The organism is Lentzea pudingi (genome assembly GCF_014646255.1).
Taxonomy (GTDB): domain Bacteria; phylum Actinomycetota; class Actinomycetes; order Mycobacteriales; family Pseudonocardiaceae; genus Lentzea; species Lentzea pudingi.
On record NZ_BMNC01000005.1, the window covers coordinates 429,066 to 446,126 of the forward strand.

The following is a 17,061-nucleotide window of genomic DNA, read 5'->3' on the forward strand; positions in this document are numbered from 1 at the left end:
ACTGGGGAGACATCACCGTGATCACCGACGCCAACTACCAAGCCGCAGAACAACTCCTCCGCCGCCCGGCGGCCCCCGGTGAACTCGTCGTCGGTGACAAGGTCCGTCCACAGTGGATCGAGGACGGCCGCCGCTTCTGGTACCAGGTCCGCGACGGCGCCGCACGCCAGTTCGTCGTCGTGGACCCGGCCGCGGGCACCCGCACCGCCGACTTCGACCCGACGCCGTTCCTGCCGACCCCCGGCAACCCGCTGGAAGTGCCGTCACCGGACGGCAAGGTCGCGGTCTCACGCCGGGGCCACGACCTCTGGGCCCGCTCGGGCGAGGAGGAATGGGCGCTCACGACCGACGGCGTCGAGGGCCACGGTTACGGCTACGGCCCGGACGCCATGAGCTACGGCACGCTGATGCGCAAGTTCGGCCTCCCGCACATGCCGCCGGCGCTGGCGTGGTCCCCGGACTCGTCCAAGGTCCTCGCCCACCGCACCGACCAGCGGGGCGTCCGCAAGACGCACCTCATCGAGTCTCGCCCGGCCGGCGGCGGCGCCCCGGTCACGCACACCCAGCACTACGCCTACCCCGGCGACGCGGACATGCCGCTGGCCGAACTGGTCGTGTTCGACGTGGAGGCGGGCACGACGGCGTTCGCCCAGTGCGATCCGCTGCTCATGCCGGAGTTCTCACCGCTCATGGCGGGCTGGGCGTGGTGGTCCGACGACAGCACGGCCGTCTACTTCCTCTCCCGCCCCCGCGACCAGCACACCCTGACCCTGAACCGCATGGACGCCACGTCCGGCGAGGTCCGGGTCGTGGTGAGCGAGACGGACTCCACCCGCATCGGCCCCAACCAGGTCATGTACGGCATGCCCCTCGTCCGAGTGCTCGCCGACGAGGTCCTGTGGTTCTCGCAGCGCGACGGCTGGGGCCACCTCTACCGCTACGACCTGCACACCGGCGCGTTGCTGGGCCAGGTCACCTCGGGCTCCTGGCTGGTCCGCGAGATCCTGCACGTTGACGAGACGAGACGTCTCGTCTCGTTCACGGCAAGCGGACTGGTCGCGGAGGACCCGTACCGGCGCACCGTGTGCCAGGTCGGACTGGACGGCAACGGGTTCAGGATCGTCACCGACGACTCGCTGGACCACGTCGTCACGGTCTCGCCCGACGGAACGTACTTCGTCGACTCAGCGTCCACTGTGGACACGCCTCCGGTGACGACAGTCCGTTCATGGGACGGAGAAGTGCTGATGTCGCTGGAAATCGCCGACATCAGCCGCCTGCTCGCCACAGGCTGGACCGCGCCGGAACGCTTCTGCGTCAAGGCGGCCGACGGCACGACGGACATCTACGGCGTGCTCTACAAGCCGCGCGACTTCGACCCGTCGAACAGCTATGCCGTGGTGGACAGCGTTTATCCCGGCCCGCAGGTCACGAGGGTCGACCCGTGCTTCGACCCCGGCGGCATGGGACTCGACGCGGAACCGTTGGCAGCACTCGGTTTCGTGGTGGTGGCGATCGACGGACGTGGCACACCGGGCCGTTCGAAGGCCTTCCTCGACGTGTCGTACGGCAACCTCGCTGGCGCGGGCAGCCTGGAGGACCACGTCGCGGCACTGCACCAGCTGGTCGAGTCACGGCCGTGGATGGACCTCGAACGGGTCGGCGTGATGGGCCACTCCGGCGGCGGGTTCGCTGCCGGACGGGCGATGCTCGCCTTCCCGGAGACCTACAAGGCAGGCGTCGCACTGTCCGGCTCGCACGACGCCCGGTGCATCGGACTGGGCTGGGCCGAGAGCGTCGACGGCGCCGACAACCCGTCAGCCTGGGAGCGCGCCTCGAACGTCGAGCTCGCGGACCGGTTGCAGGGCAAGCTGTTGCTGGTGCACGGCGAACTCGACGACACCGTGCACCCGGACCACTCGCTGCGCCTCGCGGACGCGTTGATCACGGCCGGCAAGGAGTTCGAGATGGTGATCGTGCCGGGGTCCGAGCACCTGTTCCTCGACCGGATGGCGTTCGTGCGGACGAAGGCCTGGGACTTCCTGGTCCGTGCGTTGATGGGCGTCGAGCCGCCCGCCTACCGGCCCGCGCCGATCCTGATCGACCCCGAGGTGCTGGGAGAGATGCTCTAGCGAACCTTCACGTCGGCCAGGAACGCCGACCACGCCTTGTCCGACACGGGCAGGTGCGTGGTCGGCGCCTTGCTGTCCCGGATGCCGACGCCACGACCGACCTCGACGCAGTCGCTCGAAGTGCCGCTGTAGCTGCTCTTCCGCCAGGTCGTCATGTGCCCGTCTCCTCACGCAAGCAAGCTTGTGATCAACTCCCTCGATTGTTCCTCATCCAAGGCCTGGACGGCGAGGGCTTCCAGCACATTGTCGTAGACGGTGATCGAGCCCTTGTCCTCGAGAAACAGGTTGGAGTTGTGGCTCTCCAGGTAGACCACCGGCTCGAACTTCGCGTAGCCGAGCCTGGTGAACGAACCCGCGAGTCCGGCATGTACGCCGATCGAGAGCGGAACGACCCTCACGCTCACATAGGGCCGGATGGACATGCGAAGGAGTTCGTTCAGCTGCTCGACCATCAGCTCGGCGCTACCGACCTGTAGCCGCAAGGCCTGTTCGTGGATGTAGAAGACGAACTCACGGCTCCGGTGGAAGACCGTCTTCCGTCCGGCCTTGGCGGCCACGATCTCGGCAACCTGTTCGGCCGATATCTTCGGAACCGCGCGCACGACCTCGGCGGAATACTGCTCGAGTTGGACGAGACCGGGAATGAGGTCCATCGCCCACACGAAGACCTTGTTGGCGAGCCGCTCCTGGTCGATCAACGTCGTCAGCTGCTGGGGCACGCCGTCGTTGAACTCCAGGTATCCCTTTTCCCTGGTCTCCCTGAAGAGCGCGAGCAGGCGGCGGGCTTCGTCCGGCTTCACCGTGCAGAGGCCGAGGAGCATCGCCACCTCTACCTCTGTGACGCCGCCCTTGCCCTTGACCAGGTCGGAGACCTTGGCCTCTTCCCAGTCGAGCAACTCGGCGATCCGCCGCTGCGTCATCCCGGTGGACTGGATGGCGTCGCGGACGCCATCACCGAACGAGCGGCCGACCACGCTCGAGAATCGTTTCGGCATGGTCGGAAGCTAGAACCACCGGGCCCGGCTCTTCCATCGTTCGGGCCCGACTCGCCACGAAGGAAGTACTTCTTGGAGCGCTTCTAAATCCGCTTCGAGATCAACGGGTACTCGACGACGAGGCCGTTGGGGTCGACCTTGATGTTCTGCTCGAACCCGCCGCTCTTGAACCGCACCACCGAGACCTCGTCGCCGACCGAGACGGTCTTGTAGGTCTGGGTGACGGCCTTGACCGTCAGGTCGGGCAGGGACACGCGGACGACGGGCAGCGCGTGCTCGCCCGGTTCGCGGTGCAGGTTCAGCCGCCGGATCGGGATGGCGTTGAACAGCACGGCGAACTGGACGTCGACGTCGAGGGCGTCGTTGAACGTCTCGCGCTTGCTGCCCTGGCCGTGGTCCACCAGCCAGGCGCCGTCCTCGGTCCTCGACAGGGAGCACTGGCGCTCTTCGAGGACGGTGGCCGTGCGCAGCAGCAGCCGGTTGACCTGGCCGCTCTCACCCACGGACACCTCGAAGGAGGCGTTGAACTGCTCGTCGGGGCCGGCGGCGACGAGGCGGCCCGACGCGCGGAGGCGTTGGTCGCTCGACAGGAGCAGGCGGACCTGCTCGAGCCGCGGCTCGTGGATGCCCTGCCAGGTGATCATGTCCGGGCGGCGGGCAGAAGGAGAGCGGGTCTCTCCGGAGGAGGTGACCCGCCCAGCGTCAGTGGCGTTGAAGGAGTTCACTCATCCACCTGGAAGGATGTCCTTGATCTTCTCGGCGACCGAGTCGACCTGCTGTTCGTGACCGAACTTGCCTGCGATGAAGTCCGCCGCGGCGTCCACGCCCTGGTCGACCTTCTCGTGGTTCTGCTCAGCGAGGTCGAGGGCCTTGTTCTTGATCTCGTCGAAGTTCATGTCGTGCTCCTTCGTCCCTGACGCAGGGTACCCGAGTAGGGCCCGCGTGTTGATAGCCAGCGATCACGCTAACTGCGCCTGGACAAGTCGGCTCCGTGAAACGAGGATGTCGCTACCGCCGCCTGGTCGGCCGCCTTCGCGGTCAGAACCAGGAGGATGCTCGATGACACGACTCCTGCGTGGAGTTATGTCCGCAGTACTGCTGTTGCCGCTCGTCGCGGTCTCCTCGGCCAACGCCACGGCCGATGTTCAGGGGAAAGCGAAGTTCACGGTGACGACCACGGCCACGAGCGTCGCGGCCCGCAGTGACCGGCGCCCGGTCGCTGGTGGGGTCTACGACAAGAAGGCGAACAGGACCTTCATCTCGTGGGCCGGCCAGTACGAGGACAGCTACGTCCAGTCGTACGACCACCGCAAGTCCACCTGGTCCGCACCCAACCGGATCGCGGACGGTGCGTCGGACGCGCACAACTACCCGACCATGGTCCAGGCCAGGGACGGGCACCTGCTCATCTTCCGCGGCATGCACAACGTCGAGTTGCGCATGTCCCGCTCGCCCCAGCCGAACTCGGCCGACGGCGTCTGGGAAGAGACGCTGATCTCGAAGAACGCGGCCACGTACCCGATGCCGTTCGTCACGCGTGACGGCACGATCTACGTGTTCTACCGCGAGACGACGCGTGACCTCGACGGCACGACGCCGACGGACACGCGTCCGATGCTCTACGTGGTGTCCAAGGACAACGGCAAGACGTGGAAGACCTCCACGGACCTCACCGGTGACCGCTTCGCGATCGGTTCGACCGCCCGCGCGGACAACATGAACGAGATCTACATCGGTCAGCTCCGCCAGGAGGACAACGGCCGCGTGCGGATCGTCTACACGCTCGCCGGCGGTGGTCCCGAGGGCAACAAGCACGACCGCTACCACCGCAACATCTACTACACGTGGTTCGACCCGCAGAACCGGCACTTCTACTCGGCGGCCGGCAAGGACCTGGGCACCCAGATCGACGACGCCGACCAGGAGAAGCACCTGAAAGTCGCGGAGACCCCGCTGACCCTGCCGAACAACGTGAAGTCGCCCGACTACATCCAGCAGGTCGGCACGACCCTCGGGCAGCCGTTCCTGTTGTGGTTCATGGGCGACGAGGCCGGCGGCCCGCTGCGCAACTACCTGTCCGTCTGGAACGGTCGCAGCTGGGAGACCAAGGAGGTCGCACGGGGCCTGCGCACCCGTGAGGTCGAGAAGGTCGACCTGTTCACGTGGCGCGTCTACGCCACGGAGGACGGCAAGCCGAACGTGAACACGTACCTGGTGCGGCTGGGTCGTTTCTGGTCGCCGGAGACCGTCATCCCGACGGCCAAGCCGGTGCAGCGCGTCGAGATCGTGGAGAACTTCCGCGACCCGGCCCGCGCGATCTTCTCGGGAGCGTCGTCCAACCGGGACGTCGCGATCGCCGACGGGGACATCTACGTGGCGGGCATCAGCCGCCGGTAAGTCGTTCCGAGGAAAGGCAAACGCCCCCTGCTCCGGCGCGGAACCAGGGGGCGTTCGTCTTGGGGGCTGGCTACCTCAGATCCTCAGATCAGGCGCCGGCCTTCTTGCGACGGACCACGAACAGCGCACCGACACCGGCGCCGACGAGGACCAGACCGCCGAGCAGCGGCCACAGGATCGACGCACCGGTCGACGCGAGGTCGTCCTCGCCGCCACCCGGAGCCGGGTTGGCCGGGGTGGAGGAGGTCGTCGACGGAGTGGTCTCCGGCGCCGTGGTGGTGGTCGTGGTGGCGGAGGTCGTGGTCGTGGTGGTCGGCACGACGCCGGCCTTCCAGAACGCCTTGGCGTTCTTCTCGACCTTGGCCTTCTGCGGCTGCGCGACGACGAGCGACTGGGCGACCTCGTCCGCGCCGACCGAACCCTTGTCCTTCGCCACGAACAGGCGGCCGAGCTGCAGCTCCGCCTCGGCGGAGAGCGTGAACTTCGCCTCGCCGTCCTTGGCACCGGCCGGGACGTTCACGAGGAACTGAGCGAACTTGTCACCCTTGAGGATGACCTTGTCCTTGTCGTTCTTCTGCGCCTCGACCGGGTTGCCGTCCTTGTCGGCGGCGGTGACGGTCACGCCCTCGGGGAGGTTCGCGGTGAGCTTGACCTCGGACGCGGTCGTGGTGACCTTGAACGGGCCGATCGACTTGCCGGGCTCGCCCTGCTTCTCGGCCGGGTCGATCTCCAGCGTCGGCTTCGGCTGCGGCTCGTCCTTGGCCTGCTCGAGGAACTTCGTGTAGAGGTCCTTGACGTCCTTGCCGTTGCGCTGGTCGCCCATGTCGAGCTCAGCACCGTCGGAGAAGTGCCAGATCGCGGCCTGCGTGGCGGCGATGGTCTCCTTCTCGTCGAACTGCTTGCCCCACTTGGTCTCGATGTCCGCGCCGTCCTTGCCCTTCTTCATCGGAAGGTTGGGGTACGAGTTCGTCAGGATCCAGAGGATCTTGCCCGCGTTCTTGTTGAACTGGTCCATGTTCTTGTTGGGGTGCTGGCCCCACGGCGCCTCGCGGAGGACGTCGCCGTTCGTGAGCTCAGTCGGCAGCTCCACGCAGTACGCGTAGACCTTGGTGTCCTTCTGGCCCTCGATCTGGAGACGGATGATCGCCGTCTCGATGTACCGCTCCTTGTGCTTGGGAAGGCGCGGTCCTTCCTTGAGCGCGACGAACTCGCCCTTCGGCTGGTCGCCCTGGTCCGGGGTGGCGATGACGTCTGCGTGGGCCGGAAGGGCCGAGAACGCGAGGGCGGCGGTGGCGCCGAGCAGCGCCGTGCCGATCCTGAACCGGGAAGCCATGGGTCTCCTCTTGCTCACTGAAGTTAGGCCCGAACGCGGCGGGAAAGTCAGTCATCCGTCGGGACGGTCGGCACGTCGTCATCGACACTGAACCGACAGGAAGCGACCGGGACGTTAGCCGATGGGGTGACACACGTGTGAGTGAGGTAAGGAGCCCATCACCCACTAGGCGTGAGCAGCGGAAACATACTCAGGGTGTCCACAGTGGATAGGGTTGCGATGCATTCATTCCGTCAGGTGACGTTAAATCCGTTGCCGAACAGTTATGAATGGCGCGTTTCGCTACGGATGATCACCGCGGTCGGTTCAGCGACCTAGGCCACCATTTCGGTAACTTCCGCCGGGCGAATGTCGCCGGGACGCAGTGAGGTGCCGCGCAGGCACATCTCCCTGGCCTGCGGGCGGTCGCCGGTGAGAATCCACCGGGTCAGCCCGGCCAGCTGGTAGGCGATCAGTGGCGGAACGGCGTCGCCCACGTGCCGGTAGGCGTTCCCGAGGATCGAGACGTCGAAGCGGAACTGGCGCGGGAACCCTTGCAGCAGAGCCATCTCGCGGACCGTGCACAGGCGGTGCTGGACGGGGTGGGCATAACGCCCGTTGCCGACGTGGCCGCATTCGCGCTTGATCGTCCGGGCCGGTTCGTCCCACCACATCCGGCCGTAGACATCAGGGTGCGAACCCCAGTTCTGGTCTTCGACGATCTTGCGTTGTGCAGGATTCAACAACTCCGCGGTCTCCGGTGTGCGGAGCAGATCGGCCCACGATCCGCCGTTCGCCGGAATCGCACGCATTCGTTCGAGGCTGCGGTCCTGGGAAAAGGTCGGCGAGACGTGAATGGGGTCTTCCTCGTCCGCGACGCCGGCCGCGACGACCGGGAGCTTGCCGATCGCGCGCCGGACCGTGATCGCGGACGGGCGGATCACCCGGCCCGCCCACAGGTCGTCCAGCGTGAGCAGCGGCAGCCCGCCGTCGACCGCCACCATCAGCGTCCGCTCGCGCAGCTGCGGCAGGCCGAACCTGGACAGCATGTGCGTGCCACCCCAGACGGAGTACCCGATTCGGGTGAGTTCCTCGGCGAGGCTGTCGAAGTGGTGGCGCTGCTTGCCCTTGACGAGCTCGCGGGCGTTCTCCATCAGCACGACCTTCGGCCGCAGCTCCTCCGCGTACACCGCGATACGGCCCACGAGAGAGTTGCGGGGGTCGTCGCGCAGGTGGTTCTGGGAGGTGATGCGGCTGAAGCCCGAGCACGGCGGGCACGCGAGCAGCACGTCCAGTTCGCCGCGCTGCAGGCCCCAGACCTCGCGCAACGCCGCCGGGGAGACCCTCCCGAGATCGACCTCCAGCGGGTCGACGCCGATGTTCACCCGGTAGGTGTCGTTGCACCGCAACGAACCCAGCTTCGAGCTCGGCTTGCCGATCTGCGCGTCGGCGGCACCCACGACCCGGAAGTCGCGGTGGGCGTGGAAGCCGTAGCTCATGCCGCCCGCACCCGAGAAGATGTCGGCCACCGAGAAGGACACGGCGAGATCGTACGGGCGAGGCGCCGAGGACCTTTCCCTGACATCCCGTACCTTTCCCGCCTATGGAGCTGCCGCGCGCCTGGCAACGGCCTGACCCGTTGCGCGGACTCGACAGGATTTCCTGGGCCGAGGTCTACGACGGCCGGGGCGGCGCCGGTCGCGTGCCCCGCCTGCTGCGCTCCCTGATGGACCCCGGCGAGGACGTGCGGCAGGACGCGCTCTCACAGCTCGCCGAGCGGGTCCTCACCGACGACACGGTGTCCGAGGCCTCGTTCTGCGTGGTGCCGTTCCTGGTGGAGCTGGGAGCGTCGTACAAGGTCGCGGGCGACGTGCGCGACCGGGTGATCTTCCTGCTGGCCGCCATGGCGTTGGCGGGCAAGGGGTTCACCGAGGAGGGCCGGCGCACGCACCGCAGGTGGAACGCCCTCGGCCGGGAGCTGCCCAGGACCGCGCCCGACTGGCTGACGCAGACCCGTCACGCCGTCTCCCAGGGTGCGCCGAAGATCTTCGAGGCGCTGGCGTCCGAACGGGTCGCGTGCCTGGTCGCGCTGGCCTGCGCGGTGCCCGAGAAGCTGCCGTCGTTCGTCGGCGGGCTGATGAACGACATGGTCGAGCTGCCGGGCGAGGAGATGCTCGCGGACGCCGCCGAGATCGCGGTGGCGCTGCTGAAGGACTCACCCGAATTACTGGGCGTGGACCTGCCGAAGGTGCTGGGCGAGGGGCTGGTGCGGCCGGTGCACCAGCCGCGCGAGGTCGCCGCCGCGCTGATGGGCTACCGGTTCGCCCTCATCTCCGCGTACGGCGATGAGGGCGCCTGGTAAGCGTTCCTAGGCGGTCACGGCCTCTTCGATGGCCTGCTCGACCTGGACCTCGTCCTCGACCGCGATGGCGGGTTCGAGGGCGCCGAGGCCCGTCCCCCACTCCTGGTCCGCCAGCGCGAACGCGGCGACGGTCAGCGCGGCCACCGGAGCGCCCACGGGCATGTTCTCGCGGTGCAGGTCGAGGTCCAGCCGGCCACCGATCGGCGACGGGCTCAGCCTCAGCGTGGCGTGCGCGGCCTCGTCGGCGTGCGCGAGGCGGCAGGCCCAGCCCGTGAAGATCACGCGGCGCTCGTCGGCCTCGGTCGGCTGCACGGCCCGCACGTTGGCGCCCACGGCACCGGCGCGGTGGTTGTCCGCCGCCTGCAGGACGAGCTCCTCGAACTCCATCGAGGAGACGTCCAGGTCCCAGCCGGCCACGAGCGCGACCTGGACCAGCGCGAGCGGCAGCGTCGGGACGGCGTCCTCGAAGCACACCATCGCGCCGCCGTAGCGGGTGTTGATCTCGGTCGGCAGGAAGCCGTCCTCGGTCGCGATGCCGTCGAGCGTGAACGTGCCGCGGTAGCCGACGGTCTCACGCAGGTGCTCGCCGACGCGGCGGGCCAGGTTGCGCATCTCGTCGCGGATCCACACGGGCGGGTCGTAGAACGACGCGCAGCCCGCGTAGAGGAACTTGGCCTGGCCCTGGCGGCGCGGCACGACCATCTCGATCGGACGGAGCACCGCGGTGCCGTCCGGGAAGACGATGCCGTGCACGCTGACCGGGATGCCCTCCAGGAACGGCATGACGCGGACCTGGTCGCACTTGGGCGCCAGCACGTCGAACGCTTCCTTGGCCTCCTCATACGACCGCACGCGGCGCACGAAGTTGGCACCGCCGTTGATCGCCGGGCCGTCACCGGACCAGACGACGCCCGCGCCGCGGTCCAGGATCTCCGACGCGCCCCAGAGGCGTTCGAAGTCGAGGTCGAACACCATCGCGGGCGCGCGGCGGGCGCTGAGCTCGTCCCAGAGCGCGTCGATGGTGGTCTTGTTCTCCAGCGCGACCCAGTCGTGCTCACGCGCGTTGAGCACCGGACGGCCCTCGAACGAGGGGATCTCGTTGTACGGCGTGCTGATCACGACGGCTTCGCGGTCCGCGTCGAACTCGCCCAGGATCGCCTTGACCTCGGCGCCCGGCTTGGTCAGCAGCTTGCCGAGACGGCGCTGCTCGACGGCGACGAGGCTGCCCTTGATGCCCAGCGACACCCAGCGGGCGATCTGGGAATCATGCAACGGCGCGTGATCGTCGGTATCGAGCACGAGCGTATGGCGAGCGCCGAGCGCATGGAGCTCATGCGCGCGCTTCGCCAGACGGGTACCACCGGCCAGAACGACGAGCCGGTCACCGAACAACTTGCCGAGGCGCTCGTTGAGCGCTGAGAGGACATGATTCATCGCCGAAAACTCGCTTAAGAGAAGCGGAGGACGTGACCGGCGATCGCCGGGTGACGCGTAGCGTAGAGCCACCCGGTATGTGTGTCGAAGCACGGTCCGGCAACGGCCGGATGAATCTTGCGGCGGGCCTGTCGGCGCAGGCCCGGCCGCGAGTGGATCAGACGATGATCTCGCTGCTCAGAGCGAGCGAGCCGCGTCCCGGAGGACCTGGTCGACGCGGTTGAGGAAGCTGCGCTTCGGGTTGATCGACGGCAGCGGTGCCGTCAGCTCGGCGGGCTGGGCTGCGGGCGCGGCTCCCACGATCTCAGCCACGTTGCGCAGGAACTCCTGCCGCTTGAACTCGTGCACGGCGTGATCGTGCAGAAGTTCGGCGATGCTCGTGTGCACAGCGCGATGGGGGTAACTCACTCGAGTGTTATCGGCGGGGTCAGCGTCGACCTTTAGGGTTGTTCAGTGCGAGTTCTGGTGACCGGCGCCACTGGGTACGTGGGACGTGCCGTGGTGCGTGAGCTGCGGGTTCATGGTCATGAACCTGTTTTGTCCCGTCAACGCCTCTCGGAGCCGTTCGAGTCGCCCGATGTGGACGCCGTCATCCACTTGGCCGCCGCGGCCCGCGTCCGGGAGTCGTTCCTTGATCCACTTCCGTACTACGGGACGAACGTCGGCGGGACGCTGAATCTGCTCAATGCCCTTAAGGGGCAACGATTCCTGTTCGCCTCGACTGGGACCGTGTACCGGCCTTCGGACGCTGCGCTGACCGAGGAGTCGGCACGGGAACCCTCCTCCCCCTACGCCGCCTCCAAGGCCGCCGCGGAGGACCTCGTGGCGTGGACGGCGCGCTCCGGACGGATCGGCGCGACCACTCTCCGTTTGTTCAACGTCGCTGGAGGTGGTGACACGGACACCAGTCGGGTGATCACGCGGGCCGTGGCGTGCGCCGCCGGGACGGTGCCGGGAATGGAGGTCTACGGCGACGGTTCGGCCGTGCGCGACTTCGTGCACGTGCGCGACGTCGCCGCCGCCTTCGTCGTGGCCCTGGAGGCCTGCGAGGTGGGCACGTCGTCGGTCTACAACGTCGGCGCGACCGCGGCTTCCGTCCATGACGTGCTGGACGCCGTCCGCGAGGTGACCGGCCGGGCTGTCGACGTGTCCTGGAAGCCCGCCCACGCCGGGGAGATCCCTTCACTGCGGGCCGACGCCTCCCGGCTGCGAGCGCTGGGCTGGGAGCCCCGTTCGTCGGCGCTGGAGGAGATCGTCAGGGACCAGTGGCTCGCTTCGGCACCGGCACCCGGTCCAGGTCCTTCGCGATGACGATCTCGCCGTCGAACTCGGCGGCGGCCTCGGCCAGGAACTCGGCCGGGTCGTCGTAGCGCTGGGAGAAGTGGGTCAGCACCAGCTTGCGGACCCGGCAGTCCTTCGCGACGCGGGCGGCCTGCTGGGCGGTGAGGTGGCCGTGGTCGCCGGCGAGCTTCGTGTCGCGGGCGAGGTAGGTCGACTCGATCACGAGCATGTCGGCGTTGTCGGCGAGCTCGAAGACGTTGTCGCAGAGCCTCGTGTCCATGACGAACGCGAACCGCTGCCCCTTGCGGGGCTCGCTGACGTCCTCCAGCTTGACGCCGTTGAGCTCGCCCTCGGCCTGGAGCGTGCGGACCTGCGGCCCCTGGATGCCGTGCTCCCTGAGCTTCTCCGGGAGCATCCGGTGGCCGTCGGGCTCGGTCAGGCGGTAGCCGACGCTGTCGATGCCGTGGTCGAGCTCGAAGGCCTCGAGCCGGCCGAACTTCCCGTTGGCGACCTCGCCGTCACCGGTGACCGGCACCTCCTTGACGTCCGCGGCGTCGTAGAAGGCGCTGGCGTACCGGAGGCGTTCGAAGAAGTGGGCGCCCGAGCGCGGGTAGTGCGCGTGGACGGTGTGCGGGACGCGGTCCAGGCTGAGGCGCTGGATGATGCCGGGAACGCCCAGGCAGTGGTCGCCGTGGAAGTGGGTGATGCAGATCCGGGTGATGTCGCTCGCAGCGGCGCCCGACCGCAGGAGCTGCCGCTGGCTGCCGTCACCGGGGTCGAAGAGGAAGCCCTCGCCGTCCCACCTGAGCAGATAGCCGTTGTGGTTGCGCTGGCGGGTCGGGACCTGGCTGGCCGTTCCCAGGACGATCAGTTCCCGGACTGTCACCCCATGACGTTAACGTGCGTCCTATGCGGAGCGTGGAAGTAGCGGCGTCCTGGCCTGTCGAGAACGTGGCGGTGGCCGTCGTCGCCGACGGTGCCGTAGTGGGTTCGCTGGGCGATCAACAGCGCGTGTTCCCGCTCGCGTCCGTCACGAAGCTGCTGACCTCGTACGCCGTGCTGGTGGCCGTCGAGGAGGGCGCGGTCGAGTGGGACCAGCCCGCGGGCCCTTCCGGCTCGACCGTGCGGCACCTGATCGCGCACACCGCCGGTTACGCGTTCGACAAGCCCGAGGTGCAGGCCGCCCCCGGCACCCGGCGCATCTATTCGAACGCCGGTTTCGACGTGCTGGCGTCTTTTGTGGACGAGGCCTGCGAGATGCCGTTCGCGACTTATCTGCACGAGGCCGTTTTCGCGCCTCTGGGGATGAATTCTTCTTCTTTGACCGGGTCGGCCGGCGCCGGAGCCGAGTCGTGTGCCGCTGACCTGGCTCTTTTCGCTGCTGAGCTGCTGTCGCCCCGACTGGTCTCGGCCGCGCTGGTGAACGAGGCGACGACGGTCGTCTTCGAGGGCCTGAACGGCGTGCTGCCCGGCTACGGAATGCAGAAGCCGAACGACTGGGGCCTCGGTTTCGAAATCCGCGACGGCAAGTCGCCGCACTGGACCGGCCTCACGTCCTCACCCAGGACCTTCGGCCACTTCGGCCAGTCCGGCACGTTCCTGTGGGTCGACCCGGAGATCTCGTCCGCGTGCGTGGCCCTGACGGACCTGCGCTTCGGCCCGTGGGCGGTCGAGGCGTGGACGCCGTTCACCGACGGCGTCCGCGCCGAACTGGTCAGTCGGCGAGCCTGATCGCGAGCTGCCGCAGCACTTCCTGCACGTCGGCGTCCTCGTAGTCGTTCTCGTAGGCCTGCGCCACCCCGTGGAAGGCGTAGAGCAGCCCGGCCGTGAACCAGCCGAACTGCGACAACACCTGGTCCATGGCCTGCTTGAGGGCCTGCTGACCAGCCTCGTTGAGCTCGCCGTCGACCTTGACCTCGTAGCTGAACACGCCCTCCTGCAACGACTTGAGCGCCATCCGCAGGTAGTCGTTGGACCCGGCGCCGTCGTAGGTGAGCGTCAGGACGCCGAGCGCCCGCTGCATGATCTCCCGCTGCTCCACGCCGCCACTCTGCCCGTTGCCGCCGCGTGCGTCACCTTCCGACACCACCGAGCACAGGATTTCCGGTGCCGTCAACGGGTTGAACGACCCACATCGCCGACGGCACGGGTCGGCTACCTTCGGATCATGACTGGCACCGACTTCAGCCGGCCGACCCGGTTGGAGGCCGCCAAGGAGCACGTCGGGCACGTTTTCGGCCCGAGGTTCGCGAGCCGGCTAGACACGTTCGACGACGGAACCCTGTACGTCACGGCCGGCGTCCTGGCGCGGCTGCTGGCGTGGGTCGTGGACTTCGTCGTCTACTTCCTCATCGCGTTCACCGGCTTCGTCGTGTTCGTGCTCGCGTTCCGCGACAGCGGCACCTCCGACAACGTGACCACCCTGACCATGCTCGGCATGCTGGCGGGGGCTCCGGTCCTGTACGGACTGTTCTTCGGCAACGGCCGCGCGCTGGGCGCGATGCTCACCGGAACCCGGCTCGTCCGCGTCCACGACGGCGGCCGGATCGGCTTCGCGGCCTGCTGGGCCATGCTCGTGCGCACCCTGCTGTTCCCCTTGCTGATCGCCGCCTTCATCGCCGCCGGGGCGGCCGTCGGCTCACTCAGCAGGATCAGCATCGACGACGCCGCCACCCGCCGGCTGCACGAAGCCGGGTTCCTGCGTCTCGGCGCGGTCGAGCACTGAGGATCCGCGCGAGGAATTCGGCGAAATGACCGCACACGACAAAGCCCCAGCGGACCGAAGTCCAGCTGGGGCTTGTGCAGTGCGCTCGGCAGGATTCGAACCTGCAACCTTCTGATCCGTAGTCAGATGCTCTATCCGTTGAGCTACGAGCGCGAGCTATTCAATTGTAACCGATCCCCTAGAGGCTCGGCCTTGCGGAGGCTCCGGGATTTGAACCCGGGATGGGGGGTTACCCCAAACCGCATTAGCAGTGCGGCGCCATAGACCAGACTAGGCGAAGCCTCCCGGGACCATCCTCGGCCACGGGACATAGGTTACACACGTCCTCAACCGAGTTGCAAAACGCCCCCCTCGAAGCCTGGAACGCGCTGGTCAGGGCACGTTCCGAGGGCTCGAGAGGGGCGGTAAACGCCTGGTCGGCGCGAGCGGAGTGACCTAGATCATTCCGAGGCGAGTTCCAGGAACGGTTGCAGGGACTCGGGATTGCGCAGTGCGCCGCGGCTGACGGCTCGGTCCGGGTCCATGCCGGCGAGGATCTTCTTGACCGGGACCTCGCACTTCTTGCCGTTCAACGTGCGCGGGACCTCGGTCACGGCGACGAAGCGGTTCGGGACGTGGCGAGGGGACAGCGAGGCCCGCAGTTCGCGGCGCAGCAACGGTTCCACGTCTGCCAGAGTGACGCCGTTGAGGACCACGAAGCAGAGGAGTTCGCCCTCCACCGCGCCCGAGGTGTCGATCACCAGGGAGTCGACCACGCCCTCGACGGACTCGACGACGCGGTAGAACTCCGAGGTGCCCATGCGGACGCCGCCTCGGTTCAGGGTCGAGTCGGAGCGGCCGTAGATCACCGCCGAGCCTCGTGGGGTGATGCGGATCCAGTCGCCGTGGCGCCAGATTCCGGGATATGTGTCGAAGTACGCGTCGCGGAGCTTCGAGCCGTCCTCGTCGCCCCAGAAGAAGACCGGCATGGACGGCATCGGCTTGGTGATGACCAGTTCGCCGACCGCGTCCTCCAAAACACCCCCCGCCTCGTCGTAGGCGAAGACCGCGGCGCCCAGGGCTCGGCAGGAGAGCTCGCCGAGCCAGACCGGGCGGTCGGGGGAGGCCGCCACGAAGGCGGTGCAGAGGTCGGTGCCGCCGGAGACCGAGGCGATCTGGACGTCCTTGCCGACGGCGGAGGCGATCCAGCGGAAGCCTTCCGGGCTCAGGGGTGCGCCGGTCGAGCCGACCACGCGCAGGCCCGTCAGGTCGTAGCTGGAGGACGGGTCGAGGCCCTCCTTCAGGCACGACTGGACGTACGGGGCGGAGGTGCCGAAGTAGGTCACGCGGTGCTGTTCGGCCAAGTGCCACAACGTGTTCAGCGACGGGTACGCCGGGCTGCCGTCGTACAGGACGATGGTGGTGCCGACCATGAGGGCGCCCACCAGGTAGTTCCACATCATCCAGCCGGTGGTGGTGAACCAGAAGAAGCGGTCCCCCGGGCCGAGGTCGCTGTGCAGGCCGAGCATCTTGAGGTGTTCCAGGACGATGCCGCCGTGGCCCTGGACGATGCCCTTGGGCAGGCCCGTGGTGCCGGACGAGTAGAGCACCCACAGCGGGTGGTCGAACGGCACCGGGGTGAACTCCGGCGCGGCGCCCTCGAAGGAGCTCACCAGTTCGGCGAACGAGTGGGTGTCCGGCAGCGAGGCGCCGTTGTCCAGGTAGTCGATCAGGACCGTGGCGCGCAGGCCGGGCAGTTGCGCGCGGATCTCCTCGACCACCGGGCGGCAGTCGAACGACCGTCCGTTGTAGACGTAGCCGGAGACCGCGACGAACACCGCCGGCTCGATCTGGGTGAAGCGGTCGGCCACGGCTCGGGCGCCGAAGTCCGGGGAGCAGGACGACCACGTGGCGCCCAGCGAGGCGGCCGCCAGGAACGCGATGAGGGCCTCGGGGGCGTTCGGGACGAGTGCCACCACCCGGTCGCCCTGGGAGACGCCCAGAGATGCCAATGCGGCCCGGAAAGCGGCCACGCGCGTGCGCAGCGCACCGAACGTCAGGGAGGACGTGACGCCGTCTTCGCGATGGAAGATCACGGCGAGGTCGTCGTCGTCACCGCGGCGGAGTGCGTGCTCGGCGTAGTTCAGAGTGGCGCCGGGGAACCACTCGGCGCCGGGCATCTCCGTGGAGCCCAGGACGCGCTCGTAAGGCGTGTGGAACCGAACGTCGAAGTACGAAGCAATGGCGCCCCAGAACCCCTCGAGGTCTGAGACCGACCACTCCCACAGCGACTCGTAGTCGGGGAGGTCGTGCCCGCGGCCTGCCAGCCACGAGCGGAAGGCGGTCATCCCGTTGTCCCTTGTGGGGTCCGGGCGCCACAGCAGTTCGACGTCGGTGTCGGTCATGCCCCATGTCTAACCGAGGCACAACCCCACGTCCATGTG

18 protein-coding genes and 2 tRNA genes are annotated in these 17,061 nt (G+C 68.0%); 7 read left to right on the forward strand and 13 right to left on the reverse strand.

Going from position 1 to position 17,061, the window contains the following annotated elements; translation table 11 throughout:
- The first annotated feature begins 17 nt into the window (after nt 1-17).
- On the forward strand, nt 18-2,132 hold the full coding sequence (locus IEY88_RS20900; RefSeq protein WP_189156454.1) for a S9 family peptidase: 2,115 nt from the start codon (nt 18-20) through the stop codon (nt 2,130-2,132).
- Here IEY88_RS20900 and IEY88_RS20905 read toward each other — a convergent pair.
- The 4 genes from IEY88_RS20905 to IEY88_RS20920 form a co-directional block, all read right to left on the reverse strand.
- Entirely contained in the window at nt 2,129-2,287 is a 159-nt protein-coding gene (locus tag IEY88_RS20905) for a DUF397 domain-containing protein (protein WP_189156455.1), read from the reverse strand. The two genes, IEY88_RS20900 and IEY88_RS20905, sit on opposite strands and share 4 nt — an antisense overlap.
- Nucleotides 2,288-2,299: 12 nt before the next feature.
- Nucleotides 2,300-3,106, reverse strand: coding sequence for a DUF5753 domain-containing protein (locus IEY88_RS20910; protein WP_189156456.1), 807 nt, complete (start codon nt 3,104-3,106; stop codon nt 2,300-2,302).
- Between the two features lie 104 nt (nt 3,107-3,210).
- Nucleotides 3,211-3,852 carry a putative glycolipid-binding domain-containing protein gene (locus IEY88_RS20915; RefSeq protein WP_189156457.1) on the reverse strand — a complete coding sequence of 214 codons (642 nt, stop codon included), beginning with the start codon at nt 3,850-3,852 and terminating at the stop codon, nt 3,211-3,213.
- The gene (locus IEY88_RS20920) at nt 3,853-4,023 is read right to left on the reverse strand and encodes an antitoxin (protein ID WP_189156458.1); all 171 of its coding nucleotides are present in this window, start codon (nt 4,021-4,023) and stop codon (nt 3,853-3,855) included.
- Between the two features lie 187 nt (nt 4,024-4,210).
- Here IEY88_RS20920 and IEY88_RS20925 point away from each other — a divergent pair, with 187 nt between their 5' ends.
- Nucleotides 4,211-5,524 carry a BNR-4 repeat-containing protein gene (locus tag IEY88_RS20925; RefSeq protein WP_229693585.1) on the forward strand — a complete coding sequence of 438 codons (1,314 nt, stop codon included), beginning with the start codon at nt 4,211-4,213 and terminating at the stop codon, nt 5,522-5,524.
- 88 nt (nt 5,525-5,612) lie between these two features.
- Here IEY88_RS20925 and IEY88_RS20930 read toward each other — a convergent pair whose 3' ends face one another.
- Together IEY88_RS20930 and IEY88_RS20935 are read right to left on the reverse strand one after the other, a co-directional pair.
- Nucleotides 5,613-6,857, reverse strand: coding sequence for a thioester domain-containing protein (locus IEY88_RS20930; protein WP_189156460.1), 1,245 nt, complete (start codon nt 6,855-6,857; stop codon nt 5,613-5,615).
- 314 nt (nt 6,858-7,171) lie between these two features.
- Nucleotides 7,172-8,377: a DNA cytosine methyltransferase gene (locus tag IEY88_RS20935; RefSeq protein ID WP_229693586.1), complete on the reverse strand. Its 1,206-nt coding sequence runs from the start codon at nt 8,375-8,377 to the stop codon at nt 7,172-7,174.
- A gap of 62 nt (nt 8,378-8,439) precedes the next feature.
- On the opposite strand from IEY88_RS20935, the gene IEY88_RS20940 reads away from it, so the two are divergent.
- Nucleotides 8,440-9,198, forward strand: a complete 759-nt coding sequence (locus tag IEY88_RS20940) for a hypothetical protein (RefSeq protein ID WP_189156461.1) — start codon at nt 8,440-8,442, stop codon at nt 9,196-9,198.
- 6 nt (nt 9,199-9,204) lie between these two features.
- Here the strand turns inward: IEY88_RS20940 and IEY88_RS20945 are convergent, their stop codons facing one another.
- On the reverse strand, nt 9,205-10,470 hold the full coding sequence (locus tag IEY88_RS20945) for an ATP-grasp domain-containing protein (protein WP_229693587.1): 1,266 nt from the start codon (nt 10,468-10,470) through the stop codon (nt 9,205-9,207).
- 6 nt (nt 10,471-10,476) lie between these two features.
- Between IEY88_RS20945 and IEY88_RS44350 the strand changes: the two genes are divergently transcribed.
- Nucleotides 10,477-10,617: a hypothetical protein gene (locus IEY88_RS44350; protein WP_229693588.1), complete on the forward strand. Its 141-nt coding sequence runs from the start codon at nt 10,477-10,479 to the stop codon at nt 10,615-10,617.
- Between the two features lie 192 nt (nt 10,618-10,809).
- Here the strand turns inward: IEY88_RS44350 and IEY88_RS20950 are convergent, their stop codons facing one another.
- Nucleotides 10,810-11,019, reverse strand: coding sequence for a hypothetical protein (locus IEY88_RS20950; RefSeq protein WP_189156463.1), 210 nt, complete (start codon nt 11,017-11,019; stop codon nt 10,810-10,812).
- A gap of 66 nt (nt 11,020-11,085) precedes the next feature.
- Here IEY88_RS20950 and IEY88_RS20955 point away from each other — a divergent pair, with 66 nt between their 5' ends.
- Nucleotides 11,086-11,943: an NAD-dependent epimerase/dehydratase family protein gene (locus IEY88_RS20955; protein ID WP_189156464.1), complete on the forward strand. Its 858-nt coding sequence runs from the start codon at nt 11,086-11,088 to the stop codon at nt 11,941-11,943.
- On the opposite strand, the gene IEY88_RS20960 is transcribed toward IEY88_RS20955, so the two are convergent.
- Nucleotides 11,888-12,799, reverse strand: a complete 912-nt coding sequence (locus IEY88_RS20960; RefSeq protein WP_189156465.1) for a ribonuclease Z — start codon at nt 12,797-12,799, stop codon at nt 11,888-11,890. The genes IEY88_RS20955 and IEY88_RS20960 overlap by 56 nt on opposite strands.
- Nucleotides 12,800-12,822: 23 nt before the next feature.
- Here IEY88_RS20960 and IEY88_RS20965 point away from each other — a divergent pair, with 23 nt between their 5' ends.
- Nucleotides 12,823-13,644 carry a serine hydrolase domain-containing protein gene (locus IEY88_RS20965; protein ID WP_189156466.1) on the forward strand — a complete coding sequence of 274 codons (822 nt, stop codon included), beginning with the start codon at nt 12,823-12,825 and terminating at the stop codon, nt 13,642-13,644.
- Here IEY88_RS20965 and IEY88_RS20970 read toward each other — a convergent pair.
- A complete protein-coding gene (locus IEY88_RS20970; RefSeq protein ID WP_189156467.1) occupies nt 13,628-14,002 on the reverse strand; it encodes a hypothetical protein in 375 nt (124 codons plus the stop codon). The genes IEY88_RS20965 and IEY88_RS20970 overlap by 17 nt on opposite strands.
- Before the next feature lie 78 nt (nt 14,003-14,080).
- Here IEY88_RS20970 and IEY88_RS20975 point away from each other — a divergent pair, with 78 nt between their 5' ends.
- A complete protein-coding gene (locus IEY88_RS20975) occupies nt 14,081-14,638 on the forward strand; it encodes an RDD family protein (RefSeq protein ID WP_189156468.1) in 558 nt (185 codons plus the stop codon).
- 80 nt (nt 14,639-14,718) lie between these two features.
- Here the strand turns inward: IEY88_RS20975 and IEY88_RS20980 are convergent.
- From IEY88_RS20980 to IEY88_RS20990, 3 genes are all read right to left on the reverse strand, one after another.
- A tRNA-Arg gene (locus IEY88_RS20980) sits at nt 14,719-14,791 on the reverse strand.
- 42 nt (nt 14,792-14,833) lie between these two features.
- A tRNA-Ser gene (locus IEY88_RS20985) sits at nt 14,834-14,923 on the reverse strand.
- Nucleotides 14,924-15,078: 155 nt separating this feature from the next.
- Entirely contained in the window at nt 15,079-17,022 is a 1,944-nt protein-coding gene (locus tag IEY88_RS20990; RefSeq protein WP_189156469.1) for an acetoacetate--CoA ligase, read from the reverse strand.
- Nucleotides 17,023-17,061 lie beyond the last annotated feature (39 nt).

Excerpts from the sequence above, each read along its gene's own strand:
- IEY88_RS20920 (WP_189156458.1), bottom strand. The coding sequence starts at position 4,023 with ATGAACTTCGACGAGATCAAGAACAAGGCCCTCGACCTCGCTGAGCAG.
- IEY88_RS20905 (WP_189156455.1), bottom strand. The coding sequence starts at position 2,287 with ATGACGACCTGGCGGAAGAGCAGCTACAGCGGCACTTCGAGCGACTGC.
- IEY88_RS20940 (WP_189156461.1), top strand. The coding sequence starts at position 8,440 with ATGGAGCTGCCGCGCGCCTGGCAACGGCCTGACCCGTTGCGCGGACTC.
- IEY88_RS20930 (WP_189156460.1), bottom strand. The coding sequence starts at position 6,857 with ATGGCTTCCCGGTTCAGGATCGGCACGGCGCTGCTCGGCGCCACCGCC.
- IEY88_RS20925 (WP_229693585.1), top strand. The coding sequence starts at position 4,211 with ATGTCCGCAGTACTGCTGTTGCCGCTCGTCGCGGTCTCCTCGGCCAAC.
- IEY88_RS20990 (WP_189156469.1), bottom strand. The coding sequence starts at position 17,022 with ATGACCGACACCGACGTCGAACTGCTGTGGCGCCCGGACCCCACAAGG.
- IEY88_RS20975 (WP_189156468.1), top strand. The coding sequence starts at position 14,081 with ATGACTGGCACCGACTTCAGCCGGCCGACCCGGTTGGAGGCCGCCAAG.
- IEY88_RS20965 (WP_189156466.1), top strand. The coding sequence starts at position 12,823 with ATGCGGAGCGTGGAAGTAGCGGCGTCCTGGCCTGTCGAGAACGTGGCG.